This window comes from Phyllobacterium sp. 0TCS1.6A, assembly GCF_026420825.1.
Lineage (GTDB): Bacteria > Pseudomonadota > Alphaproteobacteria > Rhizobiales > Rhizobiaceae > Phyllobacterium.
Window position 1 is genome coordinate 723,176 of the sequence record NZ_JAPMAB010000001.1, and the last position, 26,956, is coordinate 750,131.

Below are 26,956 nucleotides of genomic sequence, written 5' to 3' on the forward strand. Positions count from 1 at the left end.
CAAGCGTGCGGGAACAATCTTTGGAGGCTAGGATGGGTGCTGAGCAGGCCCTTGCGGACGTCGCGCCGTCTCTGGACAGGATAGACCGGCTGATCGCCGAACATCGCCCGGGCCATGGCCTGGTGCGCGCCTTCTACCTCGATCCCGACATCTATGCGCGCGACATGGAGCGCGTGTTCCGCCGCCATTGGCACTGTATCGGCCATGCCAGCATCATCCCCGATCCGGGCGATTTCGAACGTTTCAAGATCGATGCGGAAGCCATTATCGTTGCGCGCGCCGAGGACGGTTCGATCCACGCTTTCCTCAATGTCTGCCGTCATCGCGGGGCGGAAGTGTGCACGAAAGACAAGGGCAATGCTCGCTTCTTCGTCTGCCCCTATCACGCATGGACCTATGCCAATGATGGCAGCCTGCGGGCGGCTCGGCTGATGCCGAAGGATTTCGACCGCTCGGCGCACGGCTTGAGGAAATTGCATGTGAGGGTGGCCGAAGGGCTGATCTTCATCTGCTTCGCCGATGAGCCGCTGGATTTCTCGCTGGTCGAGCAATCGCTGCGCACCACCTGCGGCCAATATGGCTGGGCCGAGGCCAAGGTGGCGCATCGCGAGACCTATGCGGTCGATGCGAACTGGAAGCTCGCCGTCGAGAACTACGTCGAATGCTATCATTGCGGCCCGGCCCATCCGGAATATTCGCAGACGCATGCCCTGGAACAGCCGGCGGAAAAGATCGTCGAGCTCAATGCCCGCATGGAGCAGCGCACCTGCTCGCTCGGCATCGACATCGCCACCGGCGATCACTGGCAGAATTCCGGCGAGCGGCGCGAGGCGATCCATACGTTCCGCTATGCGCTCTATGATGGCGTTTCGAGCGGAAGCGAGGATGGCTCGCCGGTCGCGCCGCTGATGGGGCGCTTTACCGAATTCGACGGCGGCGTGACCTCGATTCATCTCGGCGGCACGAGCTTCCTCGTCTGCTATCCGGACCATGGCATGATCTACCGCTTCATTCCGAAAACGGTCGACAGCTGCGAGATGGAGCTGATCTGGCTCGTGCGCGGCGATGCGGAGGCAGGCAGGGACTATGATCTCGACAAGCTCACCTGGCTGTGGAAGGTGACGACCGCCGAGGACAAGGCCATCATCGAACACACGGCGCGCGGCGTGCGCTCGCATTATTTCGTTCCGGGGCCGGTCGCGCCGATGGAATATAACGAACTCAGATACATCCAGTGGTATCTGGACGAGATCGCGCGGGCATGAACAGCATCGGAACAGGCATGAAATCCGGGGAGACACTGAATGGCTGATTTTCCAACGTCGGCGCGCGTCGTCATCATCGGTGGCGGCGCGGTGGGCGTTTCGTCGCTTTACCATCTGGCCAAGGCGGGATGGACGGATTGCGTGCTGCTTGAGAAGAACGAGCTGACATCCGGCTCCACCTGGCATGCCGCCGGCAATGTGCCGACATTTTCCGCGTCCTGGTCGGTCATGAACATGCAGCGCTATTCCGCCGGGCTTTATCGCGGCCTTGCGGACGAAGTCGGCTATCCGATGAACTACCATGTGACCGGCTCGCTGCGCCTTGCCCACGGCAAGGAGAGGATGCGCGAGTTCCAGCGCGTCAGGAGCATGGGCCGCTACCAGGGCATGGATATCGACGTGCTGGGGGTGAGCGAGATCGGCGGCCGCTATCCCTTCATCGCCACGCATGAGCTGGAGGGCGCGCTCTACGATCCGAACGACGGCGATATCGATCCCGCCCAGCTGACGCAGGCGCTGGCCAAGGGCGCGCGCGATCTCGGCGCGAAGATCATCCGCTTCTGCCCGGTGGATGGCGCGCGGCGCGAGGCGGGCGAATGGGTGCTGTCCACCCCGCAGGGCGAGATCCGCTGCGAATATGTGGTGAACGCCGCCGGCTACCGCGCCCAGGAAATCGGCCGGCTCTTCGGTCGCGAGGTGCCGATGATGGTGATGAGCCATCAATATCTGCTGTTCGAGGAAATTCCGGAGATCGCCGCCTGGAGCCGGGAGCAGGGGCGCAAGCTGCCGCTGCTGCGCGACGTCGATTCGTCCTATTATCTGCGCCAGGAGAAGAACGGCATGAATCTCGGGCCCTATGAGCGCAATTGCCGCGCCCATTGGGCGACGCCGGACGATCCGATGCCGGACGATTTCTCGTTCCAGCTGTTTCCCGACGATCTGGAGCGGCTCGACTGGTATCTCAACGATGCGATTGCGCGGGTGCCGATCCTCGGCACCGCCGGCCTGTCGAAGATCATCAACGGGCCGATACCCTATGCGCCGGACGGCAATCCGCTGATCGGGCCGATGCCGGGCGTTCCGAACGCCTTCGAGGCCTGCGTCTTCACCTTCGGCATCGCCCAGGCCGGCGGCGCGGGCAAGGTGCTGGCCGAATGGGTGACGGAAGGGGCGACGGAATGGGACATGTGGTCATGCGATCCGCGCCGCTTCACCGGTTTCACCGATCATGATTATTGCGTGGCCAAGGGGCTGGAAGTCTACGGCCATGAATATGCCATTCATTTCCCGCGCCACAGCTGGCCCGCCGGGCGCAATCGCAAATTGTCGCCGGTCCATGACCGCATCGCGGCGCTCGGGGCGCAGTTTGGCGCCTATAATGGCTGGGAGCGCGCCAATTGGTATGCGCAGCCCGGCGACGATACGTCGGAGGCGTCAACCCAGACCTATGCGCGCAACGGACCATGGCAGCAGCGCATAAGGGAGGAATGCCACGCGGTGCGCGACGCCGTCGGCATCCTCGACCTGCCGGGCTTCTCGCGCTTCAGGGTCGGCGGCGAGGGCGCGCGCGAATGGCTGTCGCGGCTCGTCACCGGCGTCGTGCCGAAGCCGGGGCGGATCGGCCTTGGCTATTTTGCCGACGAGAAGGGCCGCGTCGTCACGGAAATGTCGATCATGGCCATCGAGGAGAACCTGTTCTTCCTCATCACCGCGGCCGTCGCCGAGTGGCATGACCGGGACTGGCTGCTCGGCCACCTGCCGGCCGGCAGCGCCATCAGCATCGACAGTGTCACCGACAAATTCTCCTGCCAGATCGTCACCGGGCCGAAATCGCGGGCGCTCTTCGCCGACATCTGCGCGGCCGACCTTGCCGCGCCATGGCTGTCGCACCAGACGACGCAGATCGCCGGGCGCCATTGCCAGCTCGTGCGCGTTTCCTTTGCCGGCGAGCTCGGCTGGGAGATCCACAGCAAGATCGAGGATACCGCCGCCATTTTCGATGCGGTCTGGGCGGCTGGAAAGACATTCGGCCTCAAGCCGTTCGGGATGTTCGCGCTCGATTCGCTGCGGCTGGAAAAGGGCTACCGGGCCTGGAAGGGCGATCTTTCCACCGACTATACGCCGCTGCAGAGCGGGCTGGAGCGGTTCGTCAAATGGGAGAAGCCGGATTTCATCGGCAAGGCGGCGCTGGAGAACGAGCGCCAGCAGGGCAGCAGCAAGCGCTTCGTGACGCTGACCGTCGAGGCGGATGATTGCGATGCGCCCTATATGTCGACGCTCTGGCACGATGGCGCCATCGTCGGCGAGACGACATCCGGCGGCTGGGGCCACCGCGTCGACAAATCCATCGCGCTCGGCATGCTGAAGCCGGAACTGGCGCAGCCCGGGACCATCGTCGAAGTCGATATATTCGGCGTGCGCTACAAGGCGACCGTGCATCCGGACCAGCCGCTTTGGGACCCCAGGAACGAAAGAATCCGCGCATGAGCTCACTTCCGGCCAAGGCCCGCGCCGTCGTCATCGGCGGCGGCGTATCGGGCTGTTCCGTCGCCTATCATCTCGCCAGGCTCGGCTGGACCGATATCGTCCTGCTCGAGCGCAAGCAGCTGACATCCGGCACGACATGGCACGCGGCGGGGCTGATCGGTCAGCTGCGCGCATCGCAGAACATGACGCGGCTCGCCAAATATTCGGCCGATCTCTATGTGCGGCTGGAGGAGGAGACGGGCGTTGCCACGGGCATGCGCCAGGTCGGTTCGATCACGGTGGCGCTGACGGAGGAACGCAAGCACGAGATCTACCGCCAGGCATCGTTGGCGCGGGCCTTCGACGTGGATGTGCGCGAGATTTCACCGAGCGAAGTCAAGGAGATGTATCCGCATCTTAATATTGAGGATGTGGTTGGCGCGGTGCATCTGCCGCTCGACGGCCAGTGCGACCCGGCCAATATAGCCATGGCGCTGGCAAAGGGGGCGAGGCAGCGCGGCGCCCGCATCGTCGAAGGCGTCAAGGTAACGGAGGTGCACAAGGCCAATGGCCGAGTGACCGGCGTTTCCTGGCTGAAGTATGGCGAGCAGGGCAGGATCGACGCCGATATCGTCATCAATTGCGCCGGCATGTGGGCGCGCGACCTTGCGGCCATGTCCGGCGTGACGGTCCCGCTGCATGCCTGCGAACATTTCTACCTGGTGACGGAGGCGATAGAGGGGCTGGGGCGCCTTCCGGTGCTGCGCGTGCCGGACGAGTGCGCCTATTACAAGGAGGATGCCGGCAAGATGATGCTGGGCGCCTTCGAGCCGGTCGCCAAGCCATGGGGCATGGACGGCATTTCGGACGATTTCTGCTTCGACCAGCTGCCGGAGGATTTCGAGCATTTCGAACCCATACTCGAAATGGGCGTCAACCGCATGCCGATGCTCGGCACGGCCGGCATCCACACTTTCTTCAACGGTCCGGAGAGTTTCACGCCGGATGATCGCTATTATCTCGGCGAAGCGCCGGAACTCGGCGGCTATTGGGTCGCGGCGGGGTATAATTCCATCGGCATCGTCTCTTCCGGCGGTGCCGGCATGGCGCTGGCGCAGTGGATCAATGATGGCGAGGCGCCGTTCGACCTGTGGGAGGTCGACATAAGGCGCGCGCAGCCGTTCCAGAAGAACAGGCGCTACCTGAAGGAGCGCGTATCGGAGACGCTGGGCCTGCTCTATGCCGATCATTTTCCCTACAGGCAGATGGCGACATCGCGCAATGTGCGCCGTTCGCCGCTGCATGAGCACCTGAAGCAGCGCGGCGCCGTCTTCGGCGAGGTGGCTGGATGGGAGCGGGCGAACTGGTTCGCCGACGAAGGGCAGGAGCCGGCATACCGATATTCCTGGCAGCGGCAGAACTGGTTTCCCAACCAGCGCCAGGAACATGTTGCGGTGCGCAACGCGGCCGGTCTTTTCGACATGACCTCCTTCGGCAAGATCCGCATCGAGGGGCGGGACGCGATGGCGTTTCTGCAGCGTCTCTGCGCCAACGACATCGATGTCGAGCCGGGCCGCATCGTCTATACGCAGATGCTGAACAATCGCGGCGGCATCGAGAGCGACCTGACCATAACCCGGCTGGGCGAAACCGTGTTCTTCGCCGTGGTGCCGGGCGCGACGCTGCAGCGCGATCTTGCCTGGCTGCGCAAGCACCTGCGCGACGAATTCGTCGTCGTCACCGATGTGACCGCAGCGGAGGCGGTGCTTTGCCTGATGGGCCCGAATGCGCGCGATATCATGCGCAAGGTCAGTCCCGACGATTTCTCCAATGCCGGCCATCCCTTCGGGACCGCGCGCGAGATCGAGATCGGCATGGGAATCGCCCGCGCCCACCGGGTGACCTATGTCGGCGAACTTGGCTGGGAGATCTACGTTTCCAGCGACCAGGCGGCACATGTCTTCGAAACCATCGAGGAGGCGGGGCGCGAGGAGGGCCTGCGCCTCTGCGGGCTGCATACGCTGGATTCCTGCCGCATCGAAAAGGCTTTCCGCCATTTCGGCCATGACATCACCGACGAGGACCATGTGCTGGAGGCCGGGCTTGGCTTCGCGGTGAAGACCGGCAAGGGCGAGTTCATCGGCCGCGACGCCGTGCTGCGCAAGCGCGAGGCTGGTCTCGATCGCCGGCTGGTCCAGTTCAGGCTGGCCGAGGCGGAACCGCTGCTTTTCCACAACGAGGCGATCGTCCGCGACGGCCGGATCGTCGGCACGATCACGTCCGGCAATTACGGCCATCATCTCGGCGGCGCCATCGGCCTCGGCTATGTGCCGGCGAAGGGCGAGACGGCCGACGAGCTGCTTGCGTCCGCCTATGAGATCGAGATCGCCGGCAGCCGCGTACGGGCCGAGGCCTCGCTGCGGCCGATGTACGATCCGAAGGCGGAGCGGGTGCGCCTGTAGCGCACTCGCCAAAGGAAAATCGCGCCGTTGCGACGACGCGAAAAGCCGCGCCGCCGGCCGGGAAATGCCGGCGCAAAGCCCTAATTTTTTATGAATTCAAAGGTCGTTAACCAAGCGTATTCAGGAGACGTTCATCTTTTTTTGTTAAGTTTTAACCAATTGATCGTAACGGCTCCGGCCGGCGCCCAATGTACCAAGGTGAATGAAATGACTGTAATCTTCCAGCTGCGCGATACGCTTCGTATCGTCCGTGAATTCGTAGTGCCGTCCTACCGTCCCGAACGCCACTATATGCGGGGCCCGGGACCGGCTTGTGCCCAACGCAACCATGGCGGTCACGTTCAGGCATAATGAATTGTCCGCGAATCGAGCGGCGCTTCATCGCGCGCCCGCAAGCCGTAATCGCGCATGACGGCCGCAACCCGAAGCCGGTAGTCGGCAAATATGCCGGCGCGGCCCTCGGCCTGGGCGGCCCGGTGCGCCTCCGTGCTGCGCCAGGCCGCGACTGAGGCCTCGTCCCGCCAGAAAGAGAGCGACAGATAACGCCCTTCATTGGCCAGGCTTCGAAACCTTTCCACCGAAATGAAACCATCCATCTTTTCCAGAATCGGCCGCAGTTCGGCGGCCGTCTCGAAATAGATCGGGCCTTGCCCCTCGGCGGGTTCGACTTCGAATATCACGGCGATCATCGCTTCGCCTCCCGGCCCTGGCCTTCGACCCGGCGCAGGAAGATGCGGTCTTCCCGGCGGATGAAGCGGCGCTCCCGCGAAAACTCATAATTGGCGCGGCCGAGCGGATCGGCCAGCAGGCGCTGGCGATATCGCTCATAGGCGGCAAGATCGTCGATATCGTAAAGGCCATAGGCCGTGGTCGCCGAGCCCTCATGCGGGGCGAAATAGCCGATCAGGTCGGCGCCGCACCGCGGGATGGCCTCGTTCCAGTTCTGTGCATATTGCTCGAACGCCTCCTTCTGACAGGGGTCGATCTCATAGCGGATGAAGCAGGTAATCATCGGGTCACTCCGTTTGTGGAACGACCTCACTCCTAGACCGCCGGCAGGGCCGGATGCTTCGGCCATGGCCGAAGCGTCAATCCCCGCGGCAGACCTTGATGCTGACCGGATCGTCGGAGACGGCCGCGATCTCGCGGCAGTCGCCGGCGGCGCAGAATTCCCAGCCGGCGGAGGTGGTGCCGGACGAGGCGAGGACGAGCTTCTTCTGCGGCGGCACGTCGGGCTTGAATATCCACCAGCCATCCTTCAGCTCGGAGCCGGGCGGCGGTTCCATGCCGGCGCCCGAACCCTTGACGCGCGCCTCGACGATCTGCAGCGCTTCCTCGCCGACGGTCCAGCTCTCCTGCCAACGGGTCTTTTCCACCGAATGGGTCCAGGAAAGCGTGAAGGCAGTCGCCGCAATGGTGATTGTTTTGCCGGCGGCAAGAAGGCAAAGGCTCATCAGGCGATACTCCGTTCGCTCGGCAGGGACGGCACATCATGAACCGCTGCCGGACGGATATTCGTCCAGCTTGCGCAAGGTTTCAACCCCATGGCCGAAGCGGAGGCCGTCAGGCGGGGTGCAGCGTGTCGCGGGTGGAGCGCGCGCGCCAGAGATGCTGGCCGATCAACAGCGCCGCGAGCGCGAAGCCGGCCTCGTCGGTGAGCGGCAGCGCCAGCACCAGCAGCCCGGCGGCTGCGGCAGCGACGATCCGCTCCCAGATGGCGAGATGGGTCTTGAGGAAGCCGACGACCGCCGCGCCGAACAGGACGATGCCGAGGCAGGCCTTGATCAGGATATAGACGACCTCCACCGGATAGCCGAACGTCGCCGCCATCGGCCCGGCATCCTGCAGCATGAGCGCCGGCGTATAGACGGCCATGAACGGCATCACGAAGCCGGCGATGGCGAGCTTGGACGCCTGGATGGCGATCTTCATGCCCGAAGTCTTGGCCATGGGCGCGGCGGCGAAGGCGGCGAGGGCCACCGGCGGCGTCAGGTCGGCCATGATGCCAAAATAGAACACGAACATGTGGCTGACGAGCAGCGGCACGCCGAGTTCCAGCAGCGCCGGGCCGGCCAGAGAGGAGGTGATGATGTAATTGGGGATCGTCGGGATGCCCATGCCGAGAACGAGGCAGGTCAGCATGGTCAGGACCAGCGAAAGGAACAGATTGTCCTTGCCGATGCTGATGATCGCGCCGATGAAGGTGGAGGCGATGCCTGTCAGCGTCAGCGTGCCGATGACGATGCCGACGATGGCGCAGGCTATGCCGACGGGCAGGGCGTTCTTCGCGCCCTCGGCCAGCGAATCGCGGCAGATCACCAGGGTCTCGCGCCCGCCCTTGAAGAACAGGCAGGCGAGAATCAGCCCGCCGAGCACCAGCACGAGAATATTGACGCCATATTTGAGGAAGGCCGCGGCCCCGAGGCCGAGCGCGATCCAGAACACGATGCGGAACGCCATCGGCCCGATCAGCGCCGCGAGCGGCGTGCCGAGGATGAGGACGATCGTCAGCGCCAGGCCCATCGTGCCGGCGAAGATCGGCGTATAGCCCGCAAAGAGCAGGTAGACGAGCGCGGCGAGTGGCAGGACCAGCGGCCAGTGTTCGCGCACCGCCGCCCACGGGTTGGGCAGGCTCGCCTTATCCATGCCCTTCAGGCCGCTTTTGCCGGATTCGAGATAGACCATCCAGAAACAGGCGCCGAAATAGAGAAAGGCGGGAATGAGCGCGGCCTTGACCACTTCGGCATAGGGCACGTTCAGCGTTTCGGCCATGATGAAGGCCACGGCGCCCATGACCGGCGGCATGATCTGGCCGCCCATGGACGAGGTGGCTTCGACGCCGCCGGCAAAGGCCGAGCGGAAGCCGAAGCGCTTCATCAGCGGAATGGTGAACTGGCCGCTGGCGACGACATTGGCGACGCCGGAGCCGGAAATCGTTCCCATCAGCGCCGACGAGAGCACGCAGACCTGCGCCGGGCCGCCGCGAACGCCGCCGACGAGGCCAAGGGCGAAATCGTTGAACAGGGCGATCATGCCCGCCCGCTCGAGAAAGGCGGCGAAGACGACGAAGATGAAGATATAGGCGGCCGAGACATAGACCGGCGTGCCGTAGATACCTTCTGTGCCGAAGGCGAAATGGTCGATGATCTGCTCGACCGTATAGCCGCGATGCACGAAGGGATCAGGCAGATATTGCCCGGTGAGGGAATAGAGCAGGAAGAGCCCCGCGATGATGGCGAGCGGCAGGCCCATCAGCCGCCGCGCCGCTTCGAACACCAGAACGATGAGAATGGCGCCGACAGTCAGGTCGACCGGATTGAGAAAGCCGGAGCGCTGGATCAGCGGAAAATAGAATATCCAGTTATAGAGGCCGGTGCCGAAGCCGATAATGCCGAGGAGCCACAGCACCGCCTTGCCCCAGCTGGTCTGCGCCCGCAGGTTTCCGAGCAGCACGAAGCCGAGCAGCAGCAGGAAGCCGACATGCATGGCGCGCTGCACCTGGCTCGGCAGATTGCCGTAGGCGGCAAGATAGAGCTGGAACAGCGAGAAGCAGATCGCGATGCCATAGGCGATCCTTCCCGAAAGCCCGGTGCCGAAACCTTCGGGCAGGCCCTCGATGATTTCCTCTTCGTGCTGTGCCTGCTGCTCTGCCTTCTGTACCATCTTGCTCCCCCGCACCGGTATTGACGAATGGCTGCCGCCGCTTGCCGGATGGAAAGCGGCGGAAATCCCGAATATTCTGCTTATTTCAGGATGCCTTTTTCCTTGTAGTAGCGTTCGGCACCCGGATGCAGCGGTATCGGCAGGCCGGCGGTGGCGTTCTCGAGCTTGATCGCCTTCGCCGCCGCATGGGACGAGGCGAGCTTTTCGACGTTTTCGAACAGCAGCTTGGTCATCTGGTAGGCGGTCTCCTCGGAAACGCCGTCATGCGAGACGAGGATATTGCCGACGGCGGCGGTCGGCACGTCTTCCGTCTGGCCGTCATAGGTGCCGGCCGGGATGACTACCGAAAGATAGGGCGCGCCGATCTTGGCAACGGTTTCGGCCGGCACTGCGACCACGTTGATCGGCAGCGAGGTGGCGAGATCGCGGATCGAGGCGACGCCGAGGCCCGCCGATTGCAATGTCGCGTCCAATTGCCGGTTCTTGATCAGCTCGACCGATTCGGCGAAGGGAAGATATTCGATCTTGCCCAGATCCTTGTAGGTCATGCCCAACGCGTCGAAGATCGAGCGGGCATTGAGTTCGGTGCCGGACGCCGGGGCGCCGACGGAGAGCGATTTGCCCTTGAGGTCGGCAATGGTCTTGACGCCCGAATCCTTGCTCGCGACGATCTGGATGTAGTTCGGATAGATGGCGGCGATGGCGCGGAGCTTGTCGAGCTTGGCGGGGAAACCGGCTTCCTGGTTGCCTTCCCAGCCGAGCTTGACCGAATCCGCCAGCGCGAAGCCGATCTCGCCCTTGCCCTGCTGCAGCAGGTTGAGGTTCTCGACGGATGCCTTGGTCGCCTGCACCTGCGTGCGGGCGCCCTCGATGCCCTGGCCGTAGATTTCCGACAGGGCGACGCCGAGCGGATAATAGACGCCGGAGGTCCCGCCGGTGAGGACATTGATGAATTCCGCCGCATTCGCGGTCAATGTGGACATTCCCATCGACAGCACGACCGCGCCTGCGGCAAGCAATCTGGACTTGATCTGCAACATGAGGCCTCCCAACCTTATATGCGGCGCCGGCCATTCCGGCCCCCGCTTTGGACGGGCATTGTTAGTGGCAGATGAAAATTTGCCAACCTTTTATTTGCCTCACCGCACAGATTGCCCCAGCATCCGGTGCTGTGGATAGTTCGGCGGACTTCGAAGCATTTCGAACCGGGCCGTTGCATGATCCAGCGACAATCGAAGGAACCGACCCCATGGCCAACACTGCGCGCTTCGCCGAAATCGCCGCCCTTGCCGGAGATCCCGGCCGGGCCAGCATGCTCTACGGCCTGATGGACGGCCGCGCCCTGACCGCATCCGAACTGGCGCAACTGGCCGGGATAACCGCGCAGACCGCCAGCAGCCATCTGACCCGGATGACCGATGCCGGGCTTCTCACCGTCGAGAAGCAGGGCCGGCACCGCTATCACCGGCTCGCTTCGGCCGCCGTCGCGCAGATGATCGAGAGCATCATGCAGCTGGCGGCGCCGCCGGCCCCGGCGAGGAGCGTCAGGACCGGGCCGCGCGATGCGGCGCTGCGGGCAGGGCGCACCTGCTACGATCACCTGGCCGGGCATCTTGGCGTTTCCATCGCCGATTCGCTGGCGCGCGACGGGCATCTGGAGTTCAACGGCGATGCGGCCGAGATCACCGCGAGCGGGCTTGCCCTGCTGCGCAATGCCGGGCTCGACGCCGATGCGATGGCGAAACGCGGCCGCATCCTCTGCCGGCCGTGCCTCGACTGGAGCGAGCGCCGCCCGCACCTCGCCGGCGCGCTGGGCGCCGCGCTTTGCAGCCATTGTTTCGACCGGGGATGGGTCCGGCGGATCGAAGGCACGCGCGCGGTTTCGGTCACGCCAAACGGACGGCGCCAGCTGCGCGAGACATTCGGCGTGACACTGGATGCGGTGGAGATGTGAGTGCGGGGGAGCGTTAAAGACTGGAGAGCGCCTGCTCGGCGACTGCCTCCAGCATTTCGCGGCTGAAACCGGCCTTGGCCTGCACTGCGATGCCGTGGGAAACGGCCAGGATGAACGCGGCAAGAGCCTCCGGCCTCGCCGTTTCCGGCAGGTCTCCCTCGGCCCTGGCGCGTTCGAAACGCTCGCGCAATTGCACCTCGCCGACCGCGCGGGCGTCGATCAGCGCCTGCCGGATAGGCTCCGCCTCGTCCGATCCCGCCAGCGCGCCGTTGATGCCGAGGCAGCCGCGATGCGCGGGGTAGCGCGTATTGAGATCTACCGCATTATAAAGGACATGCGCCGCCACTGAGCGGGCCGTGGGCATCTGCAGCGCTGCCGGGATGAAATCGAGGTAGCGCTCGTAATAACGGTCCAGCGCCTTGCGAAACAGCGCTTCCTTGTTGCCGAAGGCCGAATAGAGCGCAGGCCGTTCCACGCCGGTCGCTTCCGTGAGATCGGCATAGGAGGCGCCCTCATAGCCCTTGCGCCAGAAGACGCACAGCGCAGCCTCCAGTGCTTTTTCCACGTCGAATTCGCGATGCCGGCCCATCAGCCCAATCCAGCCTTTTTCATAACGACCGTTAATAAACCACTTGACAGCACTTGTCCATATTTCATACCAGTCGTTACAATAACGGTCGTTATGAAACCCATCAGCTGTTCCGGAGACGCTGATCCAACAAGGAAATCCATCATGTCGAATCTATTGAAGGGCAAGGTTGCACTGGTCACCGGCGGTTCGCGCGGGCTTGGCGCAGCCATTGCCGAAGCGCTTGCCGATGAGGGTGCGGACGTTGCGATCAGCTACGTCGCGTCGGCGGAAAAGGCCGAGGCCGTGGTTGAAAGGCTGAAGGCGAAAGGTGTGCGGGCCCTGGCGGTCCGCAGCGACCAGGCCGATACGGCCGCCGCGAGGCCGCTGGTCGAAAAGGTGGTTGCGCATTTCGGCAAGCTCGACATCCTCGTCAACAATGCCGCGATCGCGGTGCAGGGCAGGACGGTCGACGATCCGGAGCTCGATACGGTCAATCTCGATCACCAATGGCAGGTCAACGTCATGGGCGCCGTGGCGACGACGCGCGCGGCGGCGGCGGTATTGCCGGATGGCGGCCGCATCATCTTCATCGGCTCGCTCCTCGGCAGCCGCATTCCGTTCGCCGGCGTTGCCGATTATGCCGGCACCAAGTCGGCGATCGCCGGCTATGCCAAGGGCGTCGCGCGCGATCTTGGCGGGCGCAACATCACCGTCAACATAGTGCAGCCCGGCATCATGCCGACGGACATGGCCGCCGAGGTGCGCGACAAGCTCCCGGACGCCATCATGGACCTGCATCCGATCCGCCGGATCGCCACGCTCGAGGAAGTATCCGCCCTCGTCACATTCCTCGCCGGGCCGAACGGCGGCTATATCACCGGCGGAGTGATCGACGTGGCCGGCGGCCTGCAGGTCTGAGCGCTTCTGGCGATTCGTGGAGGGGGTGGGGCACCACTCCCTCCATCTCGGGGTTCAGTGGAGCGAAGTGGCCCTCACACGTGCTTGGTGAGGCCGCCATCGACGCGGATGTTCTGGCCGGTGATATAGCCGGCATCGTCCGAAAGCAGGAAAGCGGCGGTCCTGGCGATCTCCTGCGTCGAGCCGAGGCGTTTCATCGGCACTGCGTTTTCCGTGCCGGGCTTGTGGTCGAGGCTGTCGACGAAACCCGGCAGGAGCGCGTTCATGCGGATATTGTCGGCGCCGTAGCGATCGGCGTAGAGCTTGGTATAGGCGCCGATCGCCGCGCGGTAGACGCAGGATACCGGAAAGACGAGGCTCGGCTCGAAGGCGGCAAAAGTGGTGATGTTCACCCAGGCGCCCTTGCCCTGCCTCAGCATGTAGGGCGTGACCAGCCGCGCCATGCGCACGACGCTCGTCACCATCAGATCATTGCCGAGCGCCCAGTTTTCGTCGGTGATATCGACGAGATCGCCTTTTGGCGGATGGCCCGTATGGTTGACGACCGCATCGATGCGGCCATAGGCCTCGGCCGTCTTCGCCACCAGTGCCTCGAGGTCGGCTGCCTCGCCGGCCGAACCCTTGATGCCGACGCCGCCAAGCTCGCCGGCAAGCTCCACGGCGCTGCCCGATGGCGACATCAGGCCGAGCCGATAGCCGCGCGCATGCAATTCCCGCGCTATGGCTGCGCCCATGCCGCGTCCGCCGCCCGTGATGATCGCTACCGGTGCCTGATTTTCGTCGTTCATGTCACTGCTCTCCATTGATGTCGGATGGCCATGATGTTTCAGACTGGCTCGCTGCCGCAAACGAATTCGATTTGTGCAACGGTCAATCAAATTGAATGCTTGTCGAATGCCATCCATTTTTTGCCCGAATCCGTTGTATAACTCGGCCACCATCGAACGGGGACTGATTCCATGTTGAAAAGATTTGCCATTGGCTGCCTGGCGGCGACGTTTCTCGCGGGCTGCACGACCACCGATCCCTATACGGGCCAGCAGAAGATGTCGAACACGGCCGGCGGTGCGTTGATCGGCGCCGGCGTTGGCGCTCTCGGCGGTCTCGCGGTCGGCGGTGGCGGAAAATCCGGCAGGAACGCCGCGCTGATCGGCGCGGGCATCGGTGCGCTCAGCGGCGGCGCGATCGGCAATTACATGGATCGGCAGGAAGCCGAACTGCGCGCCCAGCTGCAGGGAACCGGCGTATCGGTGACGCGCGAGGGCGACCGCATCATCCTGAACATGCCGTCCAACATCACGTTCAACACCGATGAGGACCGGGTGAAGCCGGAATTCTACGGCACGCTCGGCTCCGTTGCAGCCGTGCTGCGCAAGTTCGACCGCACCATCGTGGACGTCGCCGGCCATACGGATTCGACCGGCAGCATGCAGCACAACCAGCTGCTTTCCGAGCGCCGCGCGCTCTCCGTTTCCAATTACCTGACGCAGCAGGGCATCGACAATCGCCGCTTCGACGTTCGCGGCTACGGCCCGACCGAGCCCGTGGCCACCAACGCGACGGAAGCGGGCAAGGCCCAGAACCGCCGCGTGGAAATCCAGATCTCGCCGCTCACCTAGTATAGCGGAACGAATTTGACATCAGCCACCATGGCTGATGTCAGGGTATAGCGGAACGAATTTGACATCAGCCGCCATGGCTGATGTCAGGTTTTTCGAGCGCTAGCCGGCGAGGGACAGCGCTATCTTCGCGCCGAGGCGGGCATTGTTCTCGACGAGCGCAATGTTCGCCACCAGGCTTTCGCCCTTGGTGATGTCCAGCATCGCAGCCAGCAGATAGGGCGTGACCGCCTTGCCGGAAATCCCGTCCCGTTCGGCGCGGGCCAGCGCCTCGCGGATGTGACCGGCCATGATTTCCGCCGGAATCTCGCTCGCCTCGGGAATCGGATTGGCGATCAGCATGCCGCCGACAATGCCGATGGCTTCGCGCGCCTGCTGGAACGCGGCTATCTCCGCCGCATCGTCAAGGCGCAGGGGTGCCTTCAGCGGTGACTGGCGCGACCAGAAGGCAGGGAAGGTGTCAGACCCGTAGACCACGACGGGAACGCCTTTTGTTTCAAGCACTTCCAGCGTTTTCTCAACATCCAGGATTGCCTTGGCGCCGGCCGAGACCACGATGACCGGCGTCCGCCCCAGCTCCTCGAGATCGGCCGAGATGTCGAAGCTCGTCTCGGCGCCCTTGTGGACGCCGCCAATGCCGCCGGTGGCGAATACCTTGATGCCGGCGAGCTGCGCCGCCAGCATGGTGGCGGCCACGGTGGTGCCGCCCGTCCGCTTCTGCGACAGGGCGAAGGCGAGATCGGCGCGGGAAAGCTTCATCGCGCCCTTGACCTGCGCCAGGGCCTCGCGCTCGGCGTCGGTCAGGCCGATCTTGATGCGACCGTCGATGATGGCGATGGTTGCGGGCACGGCGCCTTCCTCGCGGATGATCGCCTCCACATTGGCGGCCATGCGGCTGTTTTCCGGGTAGGGCATGCCATGGGTGATGATCGTGCTTTCGAGGGCAACGACGGCGCGGCCGGCGGCGAGGGCGGATTTCACCTCCTCGGCAATGTCTATGAATGGATTGAGAGCGTTCATCATGTCTTTCCTTATGCAAGAGGTTCCGCCGGCGGCACTGCGGCGATCGCGGCGGCGAATTGTGACGGGGAGAAGCCTGGGCTGGCGGAGTGGGTCTGCACCGTCAGCATCGATGCGGCGAGGCCCTCCCGGCAGGCGGCGGAAAACGCCGCGCCGCGCAGCAGTGCCGCGATCGTCGCCCCCGCAAGGGCGTCGCCGGCGCCGGTGACATCGGCAATCGCGTCGACTTCCGGCGGCTGGATCGTAAAGGCGCCCTCGGCCGAATAGCCAAGTGCCGCCGCGCCGCCATCGGAAACGAAGGCGCATCGGAGGCCCTTGCCGGCGAGGCTGCGGTGAAGCTCGGCAGGCGGCGCATCGCCGGGCAGGCCGGTCAATGCCAGCGCCTCGCGCCGGTTCATGAACAGGCAGGAGAGGTGCGGGAATACCGGCAGCATGCGCTGGATCTTGGCCGGCGATATGGCAAGCGCATAGAGCGCCTTGCCGGCGCAGAGGCCGGCGAGATATTGCAGCGCCTCGGAGGGAAGGTTGGCGTCGCAGAATACCGCCTGCGCCTGTCCGATCGCATCGCGCACCTTGCGGCGCCGCAATTGCCGGGGCAGCGCCAATTCATAGAGCGCCATATCGGCAATGGCGGCGACGACATCGCCGCGCTCGTCCAGTATGGCGGTATAGCTCGGCGTCGCGCGGTCGATGAACACTGCGGAACTGTCGATGATCCCGGCTGCGTCGATCGCCGCGGCCACCATCGCACCGGCGGGATCGCCGCCACGAATCGACAGGAGTTCCGCCGCCACGCCGCGCTGGACCGTGAGCCGCAGCGCATTGAACACGCCGCCGCCGGCCTCTTCGCGCATCGTTCCGGGATTCGACGCGCCTGGAATGAAGGGCACGCTGCTTTGCCCGCGGCGATCGAGATGGGCGCCGCCAACTGCAAACAGCAGCGGTTTGGGAGATTTTGCCATGGTCGGTTGATGGTCCGGTGAAAAATGGTGCGCTGCGCAGTTCCTCTACCGTGCCGCGACGCGGCGCGCAATCGAGGGCGATTCGGAAACCCGTTCGCAATTCCCTGCGAGCGAGCCGGTTGCACGCCGCGGCATTTGATCGTAGGCGGTGCAGGCGAAAACCGGAACATTAATAGAACAAAATTCAGTTATCATTTTATATCAATGGTTTGGTGCTCTTGTCATTTGAGAACAAAACAGATACAAATAAGTTCACAGATCGGAACATCCGGACTTCATCGAACTCACAGGGGTGGTGTAACATGGCTCAAAATTCTTTGCGGTTGGTTGAGGGTAATTCGGTGGATAAAACGAAAGCGCTGGATGCGGCTTTGTCGCAGATTGAACGGTCCTTTGGTAAGGGCTCGATCATGCGGCTTGGACGCAATGAGCAGGTGGTCGAGATCGAGACGGTGCCGACGGGTTCGCTGTCGCTCGATATTGCTCTCGGCGTCGGTGGATTGCCCAAGGGGCGCATTGTCGAGATCTACGGGCCTGAAAGCTCGGGCAAGACGACGCTCGCGCTGCATACGATTGCCGAGGCACAGAAGAAGGGCGGCATCTGCGCCTTCGTCGATGCCGAGCATGCGCTTGATCCGGTCTATGCCCGCAAGCTTGGCGTCGATCTCGAAAACCTCTTGATTTCGCAGCCGGACACGGGCGAGCAGGCGCTTGAGATCACCGACACGCTGGTTCGTTCCGGCGCCATCGATGTCCTGGTGGTGGATTCGGTCGCCGCCCTGACGCCGCGCGCCGAAATCGAGGGCGAGATGGGCGATTCGCTGCCCGGCCTCCAGGCACGCCTGATGAGCCAGGCTCTGCGCAAGCTGACGGCCTCGATCTCGCGTTCGAACTGCATGGTCATCTTCATCAATCAGATCCGCATGAAGATCGGCGTCATGTTCGGCTCGCCCGAAACGACGACAGGCGGCAATGCGCTGAAGTTCTACGCCTCGGTACGCCTCGACATTCGGCGCATCGGCTCGCTGAAGGAGCGCGACGAGGTCGTCGGCAACCAGACCCGCGTCAAGGTCGTGAAAAACAAGCTTGCGCCGCCCTTCAAGCAGGTCGAGTTCGACATCATGTATGGCGAGGGCGTCTCCAAGACGGGTGAACTCGTCGATCTTGGCGTCAAGGCCGGCATCGTCGAGAAGTCCGGCTCCTGGTTCTCCTATAATTCGCAGCGTCTCGGCCAGGGCCGTGACAATGCCAAGCTGTTCCTCAAGGAAAATCCCGAGATCGCCAATGAGATCGAACTGGCGCTGCGCCAGAATGCCGGCCTCATCGCCGAGCAGATGCTCGACAAGGGACCCGGCGATGTGGAGGATGACGGCCCGGATGTTGCCGAGGCCTGATCGGTCGTAGTGGATTCACTGAAAGGCCCGCTGTACCGCAGCGGGCCTTTTTTGTGGTGTTTTGCTATATCCCTGCAATCCCCGATTTCCCTCATGCTGAGCCAACCTGCCTCATGCTGGGCTTGGTGAGCCTGCCGAACCACGAAGCACGCACTATTATGATGCAGCCCTATTTCGAGGGCTGCATTCGACATGATGCGCGGTGCGGCAGGCTCTCAGGCTTGAAGGTTTTAACCCGCTGCTCGGGATTTTCTGGACAGGTCGTGGACCTGTCGCTACAAGCGGATCGTTATTTCTCCCGCCGTTTCGGGTCGGGAGCATGGTTTCACGTCGAAGAAGAGTCAGAAGGCAGCGGGCATGAGTGGCGTCAATGAGATACGGTCGATATTTCTGAATTATTTCAAGAAGAACGGCCATGAAATCGTGGCGTCGAGCCCGCTTGTCCCGCGCAATGACCCGACCTTGATGTTCACCAATTCCGGCATGGTGCAGTTCAAGAATGTCTTCACCGGCATGGAGCAGCGGCCCTATAGCCGCGCCACCACGTCACAGAAATGCGTCCGCGCCGGCGGCAAGCACAATGACCTCGACAATGTCGGCTATACGGCGCGGCATCACACTTTCTTCGAGATGCTCGGAAATTTCTCGTTCGGCGATTATTTCAAGGAAGAGGCCATTCATCTCGCATGGAACCTCATCACCAGGGAATATGGGCTGGCGAGCGAGAAGCTGCTCGTCACCGTCTACCACACCGATCATGCCGCGGCCGATCTGTGGAAGAAGATCGCCGGCCTGCCGGACGAGCGCATCATCAGGATCGCCACCAGCGACAATTTCTGGGCGATGGGCGATACCGGTCCGTGCGGCCCCTGTTCGGAGATATTCTACGATCATGGCGAGGATATCTGGGGTGGTCCGCCCGGCAGCGCCGATGAGGATGGCGACCGTTTCATCGAGATCTGGAACCTGGTCTTCATGCAGTTCGAGCAGGTGACGAAGGAGCAGCGCATCGACCTGCCGCGTCCGTCGATCGATACCGGCATGGGCCTCGAGCGGGTGGCCGCGGTGCTGCAGGGCGTGCACGACAATTACGATATCGATCTGTTCCGCAGCCTGATCCGGGCGTCGGAGGACGAGACGGGCGTCAAGGCGGAAGGCAAGTTCCGCGCCAGCCATCGCGTCATCGCCGATCATCTGCGTTCGGCAAGCTTCCTGATCGCCGATGGCGTGCTGCCGTCCAACGAAGGGCGCGGCTATGTGCTGCGCCGTATCATGCGTCGCGCCATGCGCCATGCCCAGCTTCTGGGCGCGCGCGACCCGTTGATGTGGCGGCTGCTGCCGACGCTGGTGCGCGAGATGGGGCAGGCCTATCCGGAACTCATCCGCGCCGAAGCGCTGATCTCGGAGACGCTGAAGCTCGAGGAGACGCGGTTCCGCAAGACGCTGGAACGCGGCCTCGGCCTGCTTGGCGAGGCGACGGACAATCTGGGCGAGGGCGACCGCTTGGATGGCGAAACCGCGTTCAAGCTCTATGACACCTATGGTTTTCCGCTCGATCTGACGCAGGATGCCCTGCGCCAGCGCGGCATCGGCGTCGATACCGAAGCGTTCGATGCGGCCATGCAGCGACAGAAGGCGGAGGCGCGCGCCAATTGGGCCGGTTCCGGCGAAACAGCGACGGAAACCGTGTGGTTCTCGGTTCGCGACAAGGCGGGAGCGACCGAATTCCTCGGTTACGAGACGGAGAAGGCCGAGGGCATCATTCAGGCCATCGTCCAGAACGGCTCGATCGTGGAAAGCGCAAACGAGGGCGAACCGGTCTCGATCGTGGTCAACCAGACGCCGTTCTATGGCGAATCGGGCGGCCAGCAGGGCGATACCGGCGTGATTTCGGGCGAGGGCTTCAGCATTCGCATATCGGACACGCAGAAGAAGAATGATGGCGTGTTCGTGCATATCGGCACCGTAGAGAAGGGCAGCGTCAGGAATGGCGCGACTGTCGAACTCGCGGTCGATCATCAGCGCCGCACCCGCATCCGCTCCAACCATTCGGCCACCCATCTCCTGCATGAGGCGCTGCGCGAGACGCTCGGCACGCATGTGGCGCAGAAGGGTTCGCTTGTCGCGCCCGATCGCCTGCGGTTCGATTTCTCGCATCCGAAGCCGATCACCGACGGGGAACTCGCGGCCATCGAAGACCTGGCCAATGAGATCGTGTTGCAGAATGCGCCGGTGACGACGCGCCTGATGGCGGTGGACGACGCCATTGCCGAGGGAGCCATGGCGCTCTTCGGCGAAAAGTACGGCGACGAGGTGCGCGTGGTTTCGATGGGAACGGCGCTGCACGGCGAAAAGGCCGGCAAGATCTATTCGACCGAGCTCTGCGGCGGCACCCATGTGCGCGCCACCGGCGATATCGGGCTTATCCGGGTGGTCTCGGAAGGTGCGGTCGCGTCCGGCGTGCGGCGCCTCGAAGCGCTGACCGGCGAGGCGGCCCGCCGCTATCTCGAAGAGCAGGATGATCGCCTCAAATCGATCGCGGGCGCATTGAAATCGACTCCGGCCGAGGCGTTGAACCGCGTCAATGCCCTGATCGAGGAGCGGCGCAAGCTGGAGCGGGAATTGACCGAGGCCCGCCGGCAATTGGCGCTTGGCGGCTCCGGTGGCGGAAGCGCCGCCGAAGAGGTCAATGGCGTCGGCTTCATCGGCAAGGTGGTTACCGGCGTCAGTCCACGCGACCTGAAGCCGCTCGCGGACGAAGCCAAGTCATCGGTCGGCTCCGGCGTGGTGGTCTTCATCGGTGTCTCGGAAGATGGCAAGGCCAGCGCGGTGGTCGGCGTCACCGATGATCTCGTCGGCAAATACAGCGCCGTCGATCTCGTGCGCGTCGCTTCTGCCACGCTTGGCGGCGCCGGCGGCGGCGGTCGTCCCGATATGGCACAGGCCGGCGGACCGGATGGCAGCAAGGCGGAAGAGGCGGTTGCCGCCGTTCGCTCGGCGCTCGCTGCCTGATCTGAACGCGCGGCGGCACGCGGCGGCCGGCACCCTGCCGCTGCCGAAATCCCGGCCAGACAGGACGATCCGGGACGGGCGATCAGGCCGCTTCGGAACGCAGTTGCCGGCCGATCAGTTCTCCGAGACGCGCCATGCCGGTGTCGATGGCCTCGGCATCGGGCAATGAAAAGTTCAGCCTTATGGTGTTGCGCCCGCTGCCATCCGCATGGAACGCCGCGCCCGGCACGAAAGCGACGCGTATCTCCTCGATCGATTGTGCCAGCAGGGCCGCCCCGTCCAGTGCTTCCGGCAAGGTCAGCCAGACGAACATGCCGCCTTCGGGCCGGGTCCAGCTCACGCCGGCGGGCATATATCTCTCAAGCGCCGCCAGCAGCAGGTCCCGGCGGTTTCGATAGGCGGTGCAGGCCTTCTCGACCTGTTCGTCGAAATGTTTCTCGGCCACCCGGTGAATGACCATCTGGTTGATCGTCGGGCTATGAAGATCGGCCGCCTGCTTGATCAGGACCAGCTTGCCGATGATCGGCTTTGCCGCGCACACCCAGCCGACGCGCATTCCCGGCGTCAGCGTCTTGGAGAAACTGCCGGAATAGATCACGCGGCTGTTTTCGATGCCGCCATGCTTCTCGATGTCGAGCGCCAGCATCGGGGCGATCCTCTCGCCGTCGAAGCGCAAGGCCTGATAGGCGGCGTCCTCGATCAGCGGAATGTCCAGTTCGTGAGCCAGATCGATCAGCCGCAGACGCTCCTCCCTGCCAAGCGTTTCGCCGGTCGGATTGCAGAAATCGGCGGTGAGATAGGCAAGCTTGACCTCGCCGCCGAGCGACGTGGCGTGCTGGCGATAGATGTCCGGCGTCATGTTCCCATGCGGGTTGAGCCGGTCGTAATGCGGCTCATAGGCATTGAATGCCTGCAGCGCGCCGAGATAGGTCGGCCAGGTGGTGAGGATCGTATCGCCCGGTGAAATGAACAGCTTGCCGAGATAGTCGAGTGCCTGCTGCGAACCCGTTGTGATGACGATATTGTCGATGCTGCAGGCGACGCCGAGCGAGGCCATGTGCGCCGCCAGCCATTCGCGCAGCGGGCGATAGCCCTCGCTCACGGAATATTGCAGCGCGGCACCGGCATTTTCGTCGAGCAGGGTGCTGTAGGCTTCCTTGATGGCGTCCTTCGGGAAGAGGGCCGGGTCCGGAATGCCGCCGGCAAACGAGATGATGTCCGGCTGATCGAGCAGCTTGAGCAACTCGCGAACCTCGGATGCCTTCATTTTGTTGACGCGCGTGGAATATCTGTCATTGCGCATTCGCAATCCTCCCGATGAATGACAGCACTCGACCGTAAAGCCGAGAATAAGTCAATATTGCTGACTTATTTTATGACGGGAGTTTGATGCGATGCGCGTCGCGGCGACGCGGCAGGGCTGCAGATGCCCGGGCAGTATGGAAAGGGATGGTCGAGCATCGGGCCCGACCATCCTTCATTTCGCTGATCAGGCTGCCATGGCCTTGGAAAGGTTGGCGTTGATCTTGTCGAGGAAGCCAGTGGTCGAGAGCCAGGGCTGGTCCGGACCGATGAGGAGTGCCAGATCCTTGGTCATGAAGCCTGCCTCGACCGTATCGACGCAGACCTTTTCCAGCGTCTGGGCGAACCGTGCGAGTTCCGCATTGTCGTCGAGCTTGGCGCGATGGGCGAGGCCGCGGGTCCAGGCGAAGATGGAAGCGATGGAGTTGGTGGAGGTCTCTTCGCCCTTCTGGTGCTGGCGGTAATGGCGGGTCACGGTGCCGTGGGCAGCTTCCGCCTCGACAGTCTGGCCATCCGGCGTCATCAGCACCGAGGTCATCAGGCCGAGCGAGCCGAAGCCCTGCGCCACGATGTCGGACTGCACGTCGCCGTCGTAGTTCTTGCAGGCCCAGACATAGCCGCCGGACCATTTCAGGGCGGAGGCGACCATGTCGTCGATCAGGCGGTGCTCGTAGTGAATCTTCTTGGCGGCGAACTTGTCCTTGAACTCCGCGTCGAAGATCTCCTGGAAGATATCCTTGAAGCGGCCGTCATAGGCCTTGAGGATCGTGTTCTTGGTCGACAGATAGCAGGGAACGCCGCGATTATAGGCGTAGTTGAACGATGCGCGGGCGAAATCGCGGATCGAATCGTCCAGATTGTACATCGCCATCGCGACGCCGGCGCCGGGTGCGTCGAAGACGTCATGTTCGATGGTCTGGCCGTCTTCGCCCACGAACTTGATGGTGAGCTTGCCCTTGCCGGGGAACCTGAAATCCGTCGCGCGGTACTGGTCGCCGAAGGCATGGCGGCCGACGATGATCGGCTGCGTCCAGCCCGGAACCAGGCGGGGAACGTTCTTGGCGATGATCGGCTCGCGGAAGATGACGCCGCCGAGGATGTTGCGGATGGTGCCGTTCGGCGACTTCCACATCTTCTTCAGCTTGAATTCCTCGACGCGCTGCTCATCCGGCGTGATCGTGGCGCATTTGACGCCGACGCCATATTGCTTGATGGCATTGGCGGCATCGATGGTCACCTGGTCGTCGGTTGCATCCCGGTGTTCGATGCCAAGATCGAAATATTTCAGGTCGATATCGAGGTAAGGATGGATCAGCTTTTCCTTGATATATTGCCAGATGATGCGGGTCATCTCATCGCCGTCGAGTTCGACGACAGGATTTGCAACCTTGATCTTTGCCATGGATAGTCAGCCTCTGTTTTGCTGGGGAGTGGTATGTCAGCATCGGTTTTTAATGAGGGTTCGCGCCCCTATAGCACTGCCTTCGCCGAACGCAAAGGCGCAGTCTGCGCCTTTCGCGCAAAGAGCAAGATTGCCCGCCGAAAAAACGCGGGTTATGAGGGCGCCGATCAATGCAGGAAATGAAAATGGCCGGAACAGACAGACATCGCACGCTCATAGCCGAAGGCCCGGCCATCATTCTGGTCGAGCCGCAGCTGCCGGAAAACATCGGCATGGTGGCGCGGGCGATGGCGAATTTCGGATTGGCGGAGCTGCGGCTCGTCAAGCCGCGCGAGGCCTTCCCGAACGAGAAGGCGCGCGCCGCGGCCAGCCGCGCCGACCACATCATCGATGCGGCGCAGGTCTTCGACGATCTGGCGACGGCGGTGGCAGACCTCAATTTCGTCTACGCGACCACTGCGCGCGAGCGCGATGCCTACAAGCAGGTGCGTGGGCCGGTGGAAGCGGGCGAGGCGCTGCGCAAGCGCTTCGACAGCGGGCAGAAGACCGGAATTCTCTTTGGCCGCGAACGCTTCGGACTTAATAATGACGAGATCAGCCTCGCAGATGAGCTCGTCACCTTTCCGGTCAATCCGGCATTCTCGTCGCTGAACATCGCGCAGGCTGTACTGCTTATGTCGTATGAATGGATGAAGTCCGGACTGGAGAAAGCCACGGACACCGCATTTCGCGGGCCGGAGCTCGAGCCGGCGCCGAAGGAGCAACTGCAGGGCTTCTTCAACCATCTCGAAGAGGCGTTGCAGGCTCGGGGCTATTTCCGGCCCATGGCGCGCAAGGAAATCATGGTCAACAATCTGCGTGGCGTCCTGACCCGCGCCGGCTTTTCGGAATCCGAACTGAAGCTCCTGCGCGGCGTGCTCGTCTCGCTCGATCATTTCAGCCCGAAGACGCCGCGGGGCGCTGGAGCACCGGAAGGACGCAAGCGCCAGCCACGCATCGAGACGGCGGAGCACGAGGATGAATAGGACAATCGATGCCGGAGGGAGCGGAGCTGCTGCCTCGCTCGAGCGCGATGATCTTCCCGGCCAGCGCATGGAGCGCCCGATCATTGCATTCGACAGCGGCGTGGGCGGCCTGACCGTGCTGCGGGAGGCGCGGGTGCTGATGCCCGACCGCCGGTTCGTCTATATCGCCGACGATGCGGGGTTTCCCTATGGCGACTGGGAGGAAGAGGGGTTGCGCCAGCGCATCCTCGCGCTGTTCGAGGGTTTCATCGAAACCTATGATCCGGAGCTGGTCATCATCCCCTGCAATACGGCCTCGACGCTGGTGCTGGACGATCTGCGCAAGGCCTTTCCGGCCGTGCCTTTCGTCGGCACCGTACCCGCCATCAAGCCGGCGGCGGAGCGCACTTCGTCGGGCTTGATAAGCGTGCTGGCGACGCCCGGTACGGTGAAACGCGCCTATACGCGCGATCTGATTCAATCCTTTGCCGCAAGGTGCCATGTGCGGCTGGTCGGCAGCCAGAACCTCGCGCGGATGGCGGAATTGCACATGCGCGGCGAACTCGTCGACGACGAGGCGGTGCGGGCGGAAATCGCTCCCTGCTTCTACAGCAATGACGGACGGCGCACCGATATCGTCGTGCTCGCCTGCACCCATTATCCGTTTCTGGTCAATGTCTTCCGACGCCTCGCGCCCTGGCCGGTCGATTGGCTCGATCCGGCAGAGGCGATAGCGCGGCGTGCGCTGTCGCTGCTGAAGCCGAGGGAAGGCGGCGGCGAGCCGGAACATGACGACGATATCGCCGTTTTCACCTCCGGCAAGCCGGATTTCGCGGTTCGCCGCCTATTGCACGGGTTCGGCCTTAACAACGTCTGATTTCAGCGCCTTGCGGATTTCCGGCGCGACCCTCGTGCCGTAGAGTTCGATGGCCTTCAGCGTCTCCTTGTGCGGCAGGCTGCCAAGATCGATCTGCAGCATGAAGCGGTCATGGCGGAAATAGCTGTGCTGGAGCAGGATCTTGTCGATCACTTCTTGCGGCGAGCCGACCAGCAGCGCACCGCGCGGTGAGCGGCCGGCTTCATAGTGCTGGCGATCGCTGGGCGGCCAGCCACGCTCGCGGCCTATCTTGTTCATCACGACCTCATATGAGGGCCAATACTGGTCGGCGGCGCCCTTCGACGTCTCGCCGACATAGCCATGCGAATTGATGCTGACCTTCAGTGTCTCGGCGGCATGTCCCGCCTTGGCTCCAGCCTCGCGGTAGAGTTCGACCAGCGGCGAGAAACGGTGCGGTTCGCCGCCGATGATGGCAATGGCGAGCGGGAGGCCGAGCGTACCCGCGCGGATGACCGATGCCGGCGTGCCGCCAACGGCGATCCAGACGGGCAGGGGATTTTGCAGCGGCCGGGGATAGACGCCGAGATTGTCGATCGGCGCCCGCAGGCGGCCGCGCCAGCTCACATGCTCGCTTTCGCGCAGCTTGAGCAGAAGATCGAGCTTTTCGGCGAAAAGCTCGTCATAATCATTGAGATCATGGCCGAAAAGCGGGAAGGATTCGATGAACGAACCGCGTCCGGCCATGATCTCGGCCCGGCCGGAGGAAATCAGGTCCAGCGTCGCATATTCCTGGAACACGCGCACCGGATCGTCCGAGCTCAGCACCGTGACGGCGCTGGTGAGGCGGATATTCTTCGTGCGGGCGGCCCCGGCCGCAAGGGCGACCGCAGGCGTGGAGATCACGAAATCCGGCCGATGATGCTCGCCGATGCCGAAGACGTCGAGACCGACCTGGTCGGCCAGTTCCATTTCCTCGATGAGGTTCTGCATGCGCTGGTGCGCGTCGATCGCCACGCCGCTGGTGGGATCGGGAGCCATTCCCGCAAATGTATAGATGCCGAGTTCCATGCTGGCGTTCTTCCTGCCTGACTGCTTTGCCCTAAG

General features: G+C 63.3%; 22 protein-coding genes. 10 read left to right on the forward strand and 12 right to left on the reverse strand.

Annotated elements, in window-relative coordinates:
* Nucleotides 1-32 precede the first annotated feature (32 nt).
* The 3 genes from OSJ75_RS03500 to OSJ75_RS03510 are packed head-to-tail and all read left to right on the forward strand — an operon-like array spanning nucleotide 33 to nucleotide 6,193.
* The gene (locus OSJ75_RS03500; protein ID WP_250014154.1) at nucleotides 33-1,265 is read left to right on the forward strand and encodes an aromatic ring-hydroxylating oxygenase subunit alpha; all 1,233 of its coding nucleotides are present in this window, start codon (nucleotides 33-35) and stop codon (nucleotides 1,263-1,265) included.
* Between the two features lie 39 nt (nucleotides 1,266-1,304).
* Nucleotides 1,305-3,752: a GcvT family protein gene (locus OSJ75_RS03505; protein ID WP_267226944.1), complete on the forward strand. Its 2,448-nt coding sequence runs from the start codon at nucleotides 1,305-1,307 to the stop codon at nucleotides 3,750-3,752.
* Nucleotides 3,749-6,193 carry a GcvT family protein gene (locus OSJ75_RS03510; protein WP_267226945.1) on the forward strand — a complete coding sequence of 815 codons (2,445 nt, stop codon included), beginning with the start codon at nucleotides 3,749-3,751 and terminating at the stop codon, nucleotides 6,191-6,193. The genes OSJ75_RS03505 and OSJ75_RS03510 overlap by 4 nt, the downstream gene beginning before the upstream one ends.
* A 341-nt stretch (nucleotides 6,194-6,534) precedes the next feature.
* Here OSJ75_RS03510 and OSJ75_RS03515 read toward each other — a convergent pair whose 3' ends face one another.
* The 5 genes from OSJ75_RS03515 to OSJ75_RS03535 form a co-directional block, all read right to left on the reverse strand.
* Nucleotides 6,535-6,882, reverse strand: coding sequence for an antibiotic biosynthesis monooxygenase family protein (locus OSJ75_RS03515; RefSeq protein WP_267226946.1), 348 nt, complete (start codon nucleotides 6,880-6,882; stop codon nucleotides 6,535-6,537).
* Nucleotides 6,879-7,205, reverse strand: coding sequence for an NIPSNAP family protein (locus OSJ75_RS03520; RefSeq protein WP_267226947.1), 327 nt, complete (start codon nucleotides 7,203-7,205; stop codon nucleotides 6,879-6,881). The genes OSJ75_RS03515 and OSJ75_RS03520 overlap by 4 nt, the downstream gene beginning before the upstream one ends.
* Before the next feature lie 76 nt (nucleotides 7,206-7,281).
* Complete coding sequence (locus OSJ75_RS03525) at nucleotides 7,282-7,647, reverse strand: DUF1850 domain-containing protein (protein WP_267226948.1); 366 nt, start codon at nucleotides 7,645-7,647, stop codon at nucleotides 7,282-7,284.
* Between the two features lie 109 nt (nucleotides 7,648-7,756).
* Nucleotides 7,757-9,856, reverse strand: coding sequence for a TRAP transporter permease (locus tag OSJ75_RS03530; RefSeq protein ID WP_267226949.1), 2,100 nt, complete (start codon nucleotides 9,854-9,856; stop codon nucleotides 7,757-7,759).
* Between the two features lie 80 nt (nucleotides 9,857-9,936).
* Entirely contained in the window at nucleotides 9,937-10,896 is a 960-nt protein-coding gene (locus OSJ75_RS03535) for a TAXI family TRAP transporter solute-binding subunit (protein WP_250014163.1), read from the reverse strand.
* A gap of 209 nt (nucleotides 10,897-11,105) precedes the next feature.
* Between OSJ75_RS03535 and OSJ75_RS03540 the strand changes: the two genes are divergently transcribed.
* The gene (locus OSJ75_RS03540; protein ID WP_250014165.1) at nucleotides 11,106-11,810 is read left to right on the forward strand and encodes an ArsR/SmtB family transcription factor; all 705 of its coding nucleotides are present in this window, start codon (nucleotides 11,106-11,108) and stop codon (nucleotides 11,808-11,810) included.
* Between the two features lie 13 nt (nucleotides 11,811-11,823).
* Here the strand turns inward: OSJ75_RS03540 and OSJ75_RS03545 are convergent, their stop codons facing one another.
* Nucleotides 11,824-12,399, reverse strand: a complete 576-nt coding sequence (locus tag OSJ75_RS03545; protein WP_267226950.1) for a TetR/AcrR family transcriptional regulator — start codon at nucleotides 12,397-12,399, stop codon at nucleotides 11,824-11,826.
* A gap of 144 nt (nucleotides 12,400-12,543) precedes the next feature.
* Between OSJ75_RS03545 and OSJ75_RS03550 the strand changes: the two genes are divergently transcribed.
* On the forward strand, nucleotides 12,544-13,299 hold the full coding sequence (locus OSJ75_RS03550; protein ID WP_250014169.1) for an SDR family NAD(P)-dependent oxidoreductase: 756 nt from the start codon (nucleotides 12,544-12,546) through the stop codon (nucleotides 13,297-13,299).
* A 74-nt stretch (nucleotides 13,300-13,373) separates the two neighbouring features.
* Here the strand turns inward: OSJ75_RS03550 and OSJ75_RS03555 are convergent, their stop codons facing one another.
* Entirely contained in the window at nucleotides 13,374-14,087 is a 714-nt protein-coding gene (locus tag OSJ75_RS03555) for an SDR family oxidoreductase (protein WP_250014170.1), read from the reverse strand.
* A gap of 171 nt (nucleotides 14,088-14,258) precedes the next feature.
* On the opposite strand from OSJ75_RS03555, the gene OSJ75_RS03560 reads away from it, so the two are divergent.
* On the forward strand, nucleotides 14,259-14,918 hold the full coding sequence (locus OSJ75_RS03560) for an OmpA family protein (RefSeq protein WP_250014171.1): 660 nt from the start codon (nucleotides 14,259-14,261) through the stop codon (nucleotides 14,916-14,918).
* Nucleotides 14,919-15,020: 102 nt separating this feature from the next.
* Here the strand turns inward: OSJ75_RS03560 and OSJ75_RS03565 are convergent, their stop codons facing one another.
* Together OSJ75_RS03565 and OSJ75_RS03570 are read right to left on the reverse strand one after the other, a co-directional pair.
* Nucleotides 15,021-15,938 carry a pseudouridine-5'-phosphate glycosidase gene (locus tag OSJ75_RS03565; protein WP_416362506.1) on the reverse strand — a complete coding sequence of 306 codons (918 nt, stop codon included), beginning with the start codon at nucleotides 15,936-15,938 and terminating at the stop codon, nucleotides 15,021-15,023.
* A gap of 11 nt (nucleotides 15,939-15,949) precedes the next feature.
* On the reverse strand, nucleotides 15,950-16,900 hold the full coding sequence (locus tag OSJ75_RS03570) for a carbohydrate kinase family protein (RefSeq protein WP_267226952.1): 951 nt from the start codon (nucleotides 16,898-16,900) through the stop codon (nucleotides 15,950-15,952).
* Between the two features lie 302 nt (nucleotides 16,901-17,202).
* Between OSJ75_RS03570 and recA the strand changes: the two genes are divergently transcribed.
* Both recA and alaS read left to right on the forward strand, forming a co-directional pair.
* Nucleotides 17,203-18,294 carry a recombinase RecA gene (recA, locus tag OSJ75_RS03575; protein WP_250014174.1) on the forward strand — a complete coding sequence of 364 codons (1,092 nt, stop codon included), beginning with the start codon at nucleotides 17,203-17,205 and terminating at the stop codon, nucleotides 18,292-18,294.
* A gap of 357 nt (nucleotides 18,295-18,651) precedes the next feature.
* Nucleotides 18,652-21,306 (forward strand): alanine--tRNA ligase, encoded by a 2,655-nt coding sequence (gene alaS / locus OSJ75_RS03580; protein ID WP_250014176.1) that lies wholly within the window; start codon nucleotides 18,652-18,654, stop codon nucleotides 21,304-21,306.
* 82 nt (nucleotides 21,307-21,388) lie between these two features.
* On the opposite strand, the gene OSJ75_RS03585 is transcribed toward alaS, so the two are convergent.
* Together OSJ75_RS03585 and OSJ75_RS03590 are read right to left on the reverse strand one after the other, a co-directional pair.
* Nucleotides 21,389-22,609, reverse strand: a complete 1,221-nt coding sequence (locus OSJ75_RS03585; RefSeq protein WP_267226953.1) for a PLP-dependent aminotransferase family protein — start codon at nucleotides 22,607-22,609, stop codon at nucleotides 21,389-21,391.
* 186 nt (nucleotides 22,610-22,795) lie between these two features.
* The gene (locus tag OSJ75_RS03590; RefSeq protein ID WP_250014180.1) at nucleotides 22,796-24,010 is read right to left on the reverse strand and encodes an NADP-dependent isocitrate dehydrogenase; all 1,215 of its coding nucleotides are present in this window, start codon (nucleotides 24,008-24,010) and stop codon (nucleotides 22,796-22,798) included.
* A gap of 185 nt (nucleotides 24,011-24,195) precedes the next feature.
* Here OSJ75_RS03590 and OSJ75_RS03595 point away from each other — a divergent pair, with 185 nt between their 5' ends.
* Nucleotides 24,196-25,035 carry an RNA methyltransferase gene (locus OSJ75_RS03595; RefSeq protein WP_267226954.1) on the forward strand — a complete coding sequence of 280 codons (840 nt, stop codon included), beginning with the start codon at nucleotides 24,196-24,198 and terminating at the stop codon, nucleotides 25,033-25,035.
* A 67-nt stretch (nucleotides 25,036-25,102) separates the two neighbouring features.
* Nucleotides 25,103-25,891, forward strand: coding sequence for a glutamate racemase (murI, locus tag OSJ75_RS03600; protein ID WP_267227040.1), 789 nt, complete (start codon nucleotides 25,103-25,105; stop codon nucleotides 25,889-25,891).
* Here murI and OSJ75_RS03605 read toward each other — a convergent pair.
* Nucleotides 25,859-26,920, reverse strand: a complete 1,062-nt coding sequence (locus OSJ75_RS03605; RefSeq protein ID WP_267226955.1) for an LLM class flavin-dependent oxidoreductase — start codon at nucleotides 26,918-26,920, stop codon at nucleotides 25,859-25,861. The genes murI and OSJ75_RS03605 overlap by 33 nt on opposite strands.
* Nucleotides 26,921-26,956: the final 36 nt, after the last annotated feature.

What these genes read in the sequence shown, in the direction of transcription:
- OSJ75_RS03520 (WP_267226947.1), bottom strand. Translation starts at nt 7,205, where the DNA reads ATGATTACCTGCTTCATCCGCTATGAGATCGACCCCTGTCAGAAGGAG.
- OSJ75_RS03530 (WP_267226949.1), bottom strand. Translation starts at nt 9,856, where the DNA reads ATGGTACAGAAGGCAGAGCAGCAGGCACAGCACGAAGAGGAAATCATC.
- OSJ75_RS03555 (WP_250014170.1), bottom strand. Translation starts at nt 14,087, where the DNA reads ATGAACGACGAAAATCAGGCACCGGTAGCGATCATCACGGGCGGCGGA.
- OSJ75_RS03550 (WP_250014169.1), top strand. Translation starts at nt 12,544, where the DNA reads ATGTCGAATCTATTGAAGGGCAAGGTTGCACTGGTCACCGGCGGTTCG.
- OSJ75_RS03505 (WP_267226944.1), top strand. Translation starts at nt 1,305, where the DNA reads ATGGCTGATTTTCCAACGTCGGCGCGCGTCGTCATCATCGGTGGCGGC.
- OSJ75_RS03560 (WP_250014171.1), top strand. Translation starts at nt 14,259, where the DNA reads ATGTTGAAAAGATTTGCCATTGGCTGCCTGGCGGCGACGTTTCTCGCG.
- OSJ75_RS03535 (WP_250014163.1), bottom strand. Translation starts at nt 10,896, where the DNA reads ATGTTGCAGATCAAGTCCAGATTGCTTGCCGCAGGCGCGGTCGTGCTG.
- OSJ75_RS03515 (WP_267226946.1), bottom strand. Translation starts at nt 6,882, where the DNA reads ATGATCGCCGTGATATTCGAAGTCGAACCCGCCGAGGGGCAAGGCCCG.
- OSJ75_RS03585 (WP_267226953.1), bottom strand. Translation starts at nt 22,609, where the DNA reads ATGCGCAATGACAGATATTCCACGCGCGTCAACAAAATGAAGGCATCC.
- OSJ75_RS03570 (WP_267226952.1), bottom strand. Translation starts at nt 16,900, where the DNA reads ATGGCAAAATCTCCCAAACCGCTGCTGTTTGCAGTTGGCGGCGCCCAT.
- OSJ75_RS03605 (WP_267226955.1), bottom strand. Translation starts at nt 26,920, where the DNA reads ATGGAACTCGGCATCTATACATTTGCGGGAATGGCTCCCGATCCCACC.
- alaS (WP_250014176.1), top strand. Translation starts at nt 18,652, where the DNA reads ATGAGTGGCGTCAATGAGATACGGTCGATATTTCTGAATTATTTCAAG.
- recA (WP_250014174.1), top strand. Translation starts at nt 17,203, where the DNA reads ATGGCTCAAAATTCTTTGCGGTTGGTTGAGGGTAATTCGGTGGATAAA.
- OSJ75_RS03510 (WP_267226945.1), top strand. Translation starts at nt 3,749, where the DNA reads ATGAGCTCACTTCCGGCCAAGGCCCGCGCCGTCGTCATCGGCGGCGGC.
- murI (WP_267227040.1), top strand. Translation starts at nt 25,103, where the DNA reads ATGGAGCGCCCGATCATTGCATTCGACAGCGGCGTGGGCGGCCTGACC.
- OSJ75_RS03540 (WP_250014165.1), top strand. Translation starts at nt 11,106, where the DNA reads ATGGCCAACACTGCGCGCTTCGCCGAAATCGCCGCCCTTGCCGGAGAT.
- OSJ75_RS03565 (WP_416362506.1), bottom strand. Translation starts at nt 15,938, where the DNA reads ATGAACGCTCTCAATCCATTCATAGACATTGCCGAGGAGGTGAAATCC.
- OSJ75_RS03500 (WP_250014154.1), top strand. Translation starts at nt 33, where the DNA reads ATGGGTGCTGAGCAGGCCCTTGCGGACGTCGCGCCGTCTCTGGACAGG.
- OSJ75_RS03545 (WP_267226950.1), bottom strand. Translation starts at nt 12,399, where the DNA reads ATGGGCCGGCATCGCGAATTCGACGTGGAAAAAGCACTGGAGGCTGCG.
- OSJ75_RS03595 (WP_267226954.1), top strand. Translation starts at nt 24,196, where the DNA reads ATGGCCGGAACAGACAGACATCGCACGCTCATAGCCGAAGGCCCGGCC.
- OSJ75_RS03590 (WP_250014180.1), bottom strand. Translation starts at nt 24,010, where the DNA reads ATGGCAAAGATCAAGGTTGCAAATCCTGTCGTCGAACTCGACGGCGAT.
- OSJ75_RS03525 (WP_267226948.1), bottom strand. Translation starts at nt 7,647, where the DNA reads ATGAGCCTTTGCCTTCTTGCCGCCGGCAAAACAATCACCATTGCGGCG.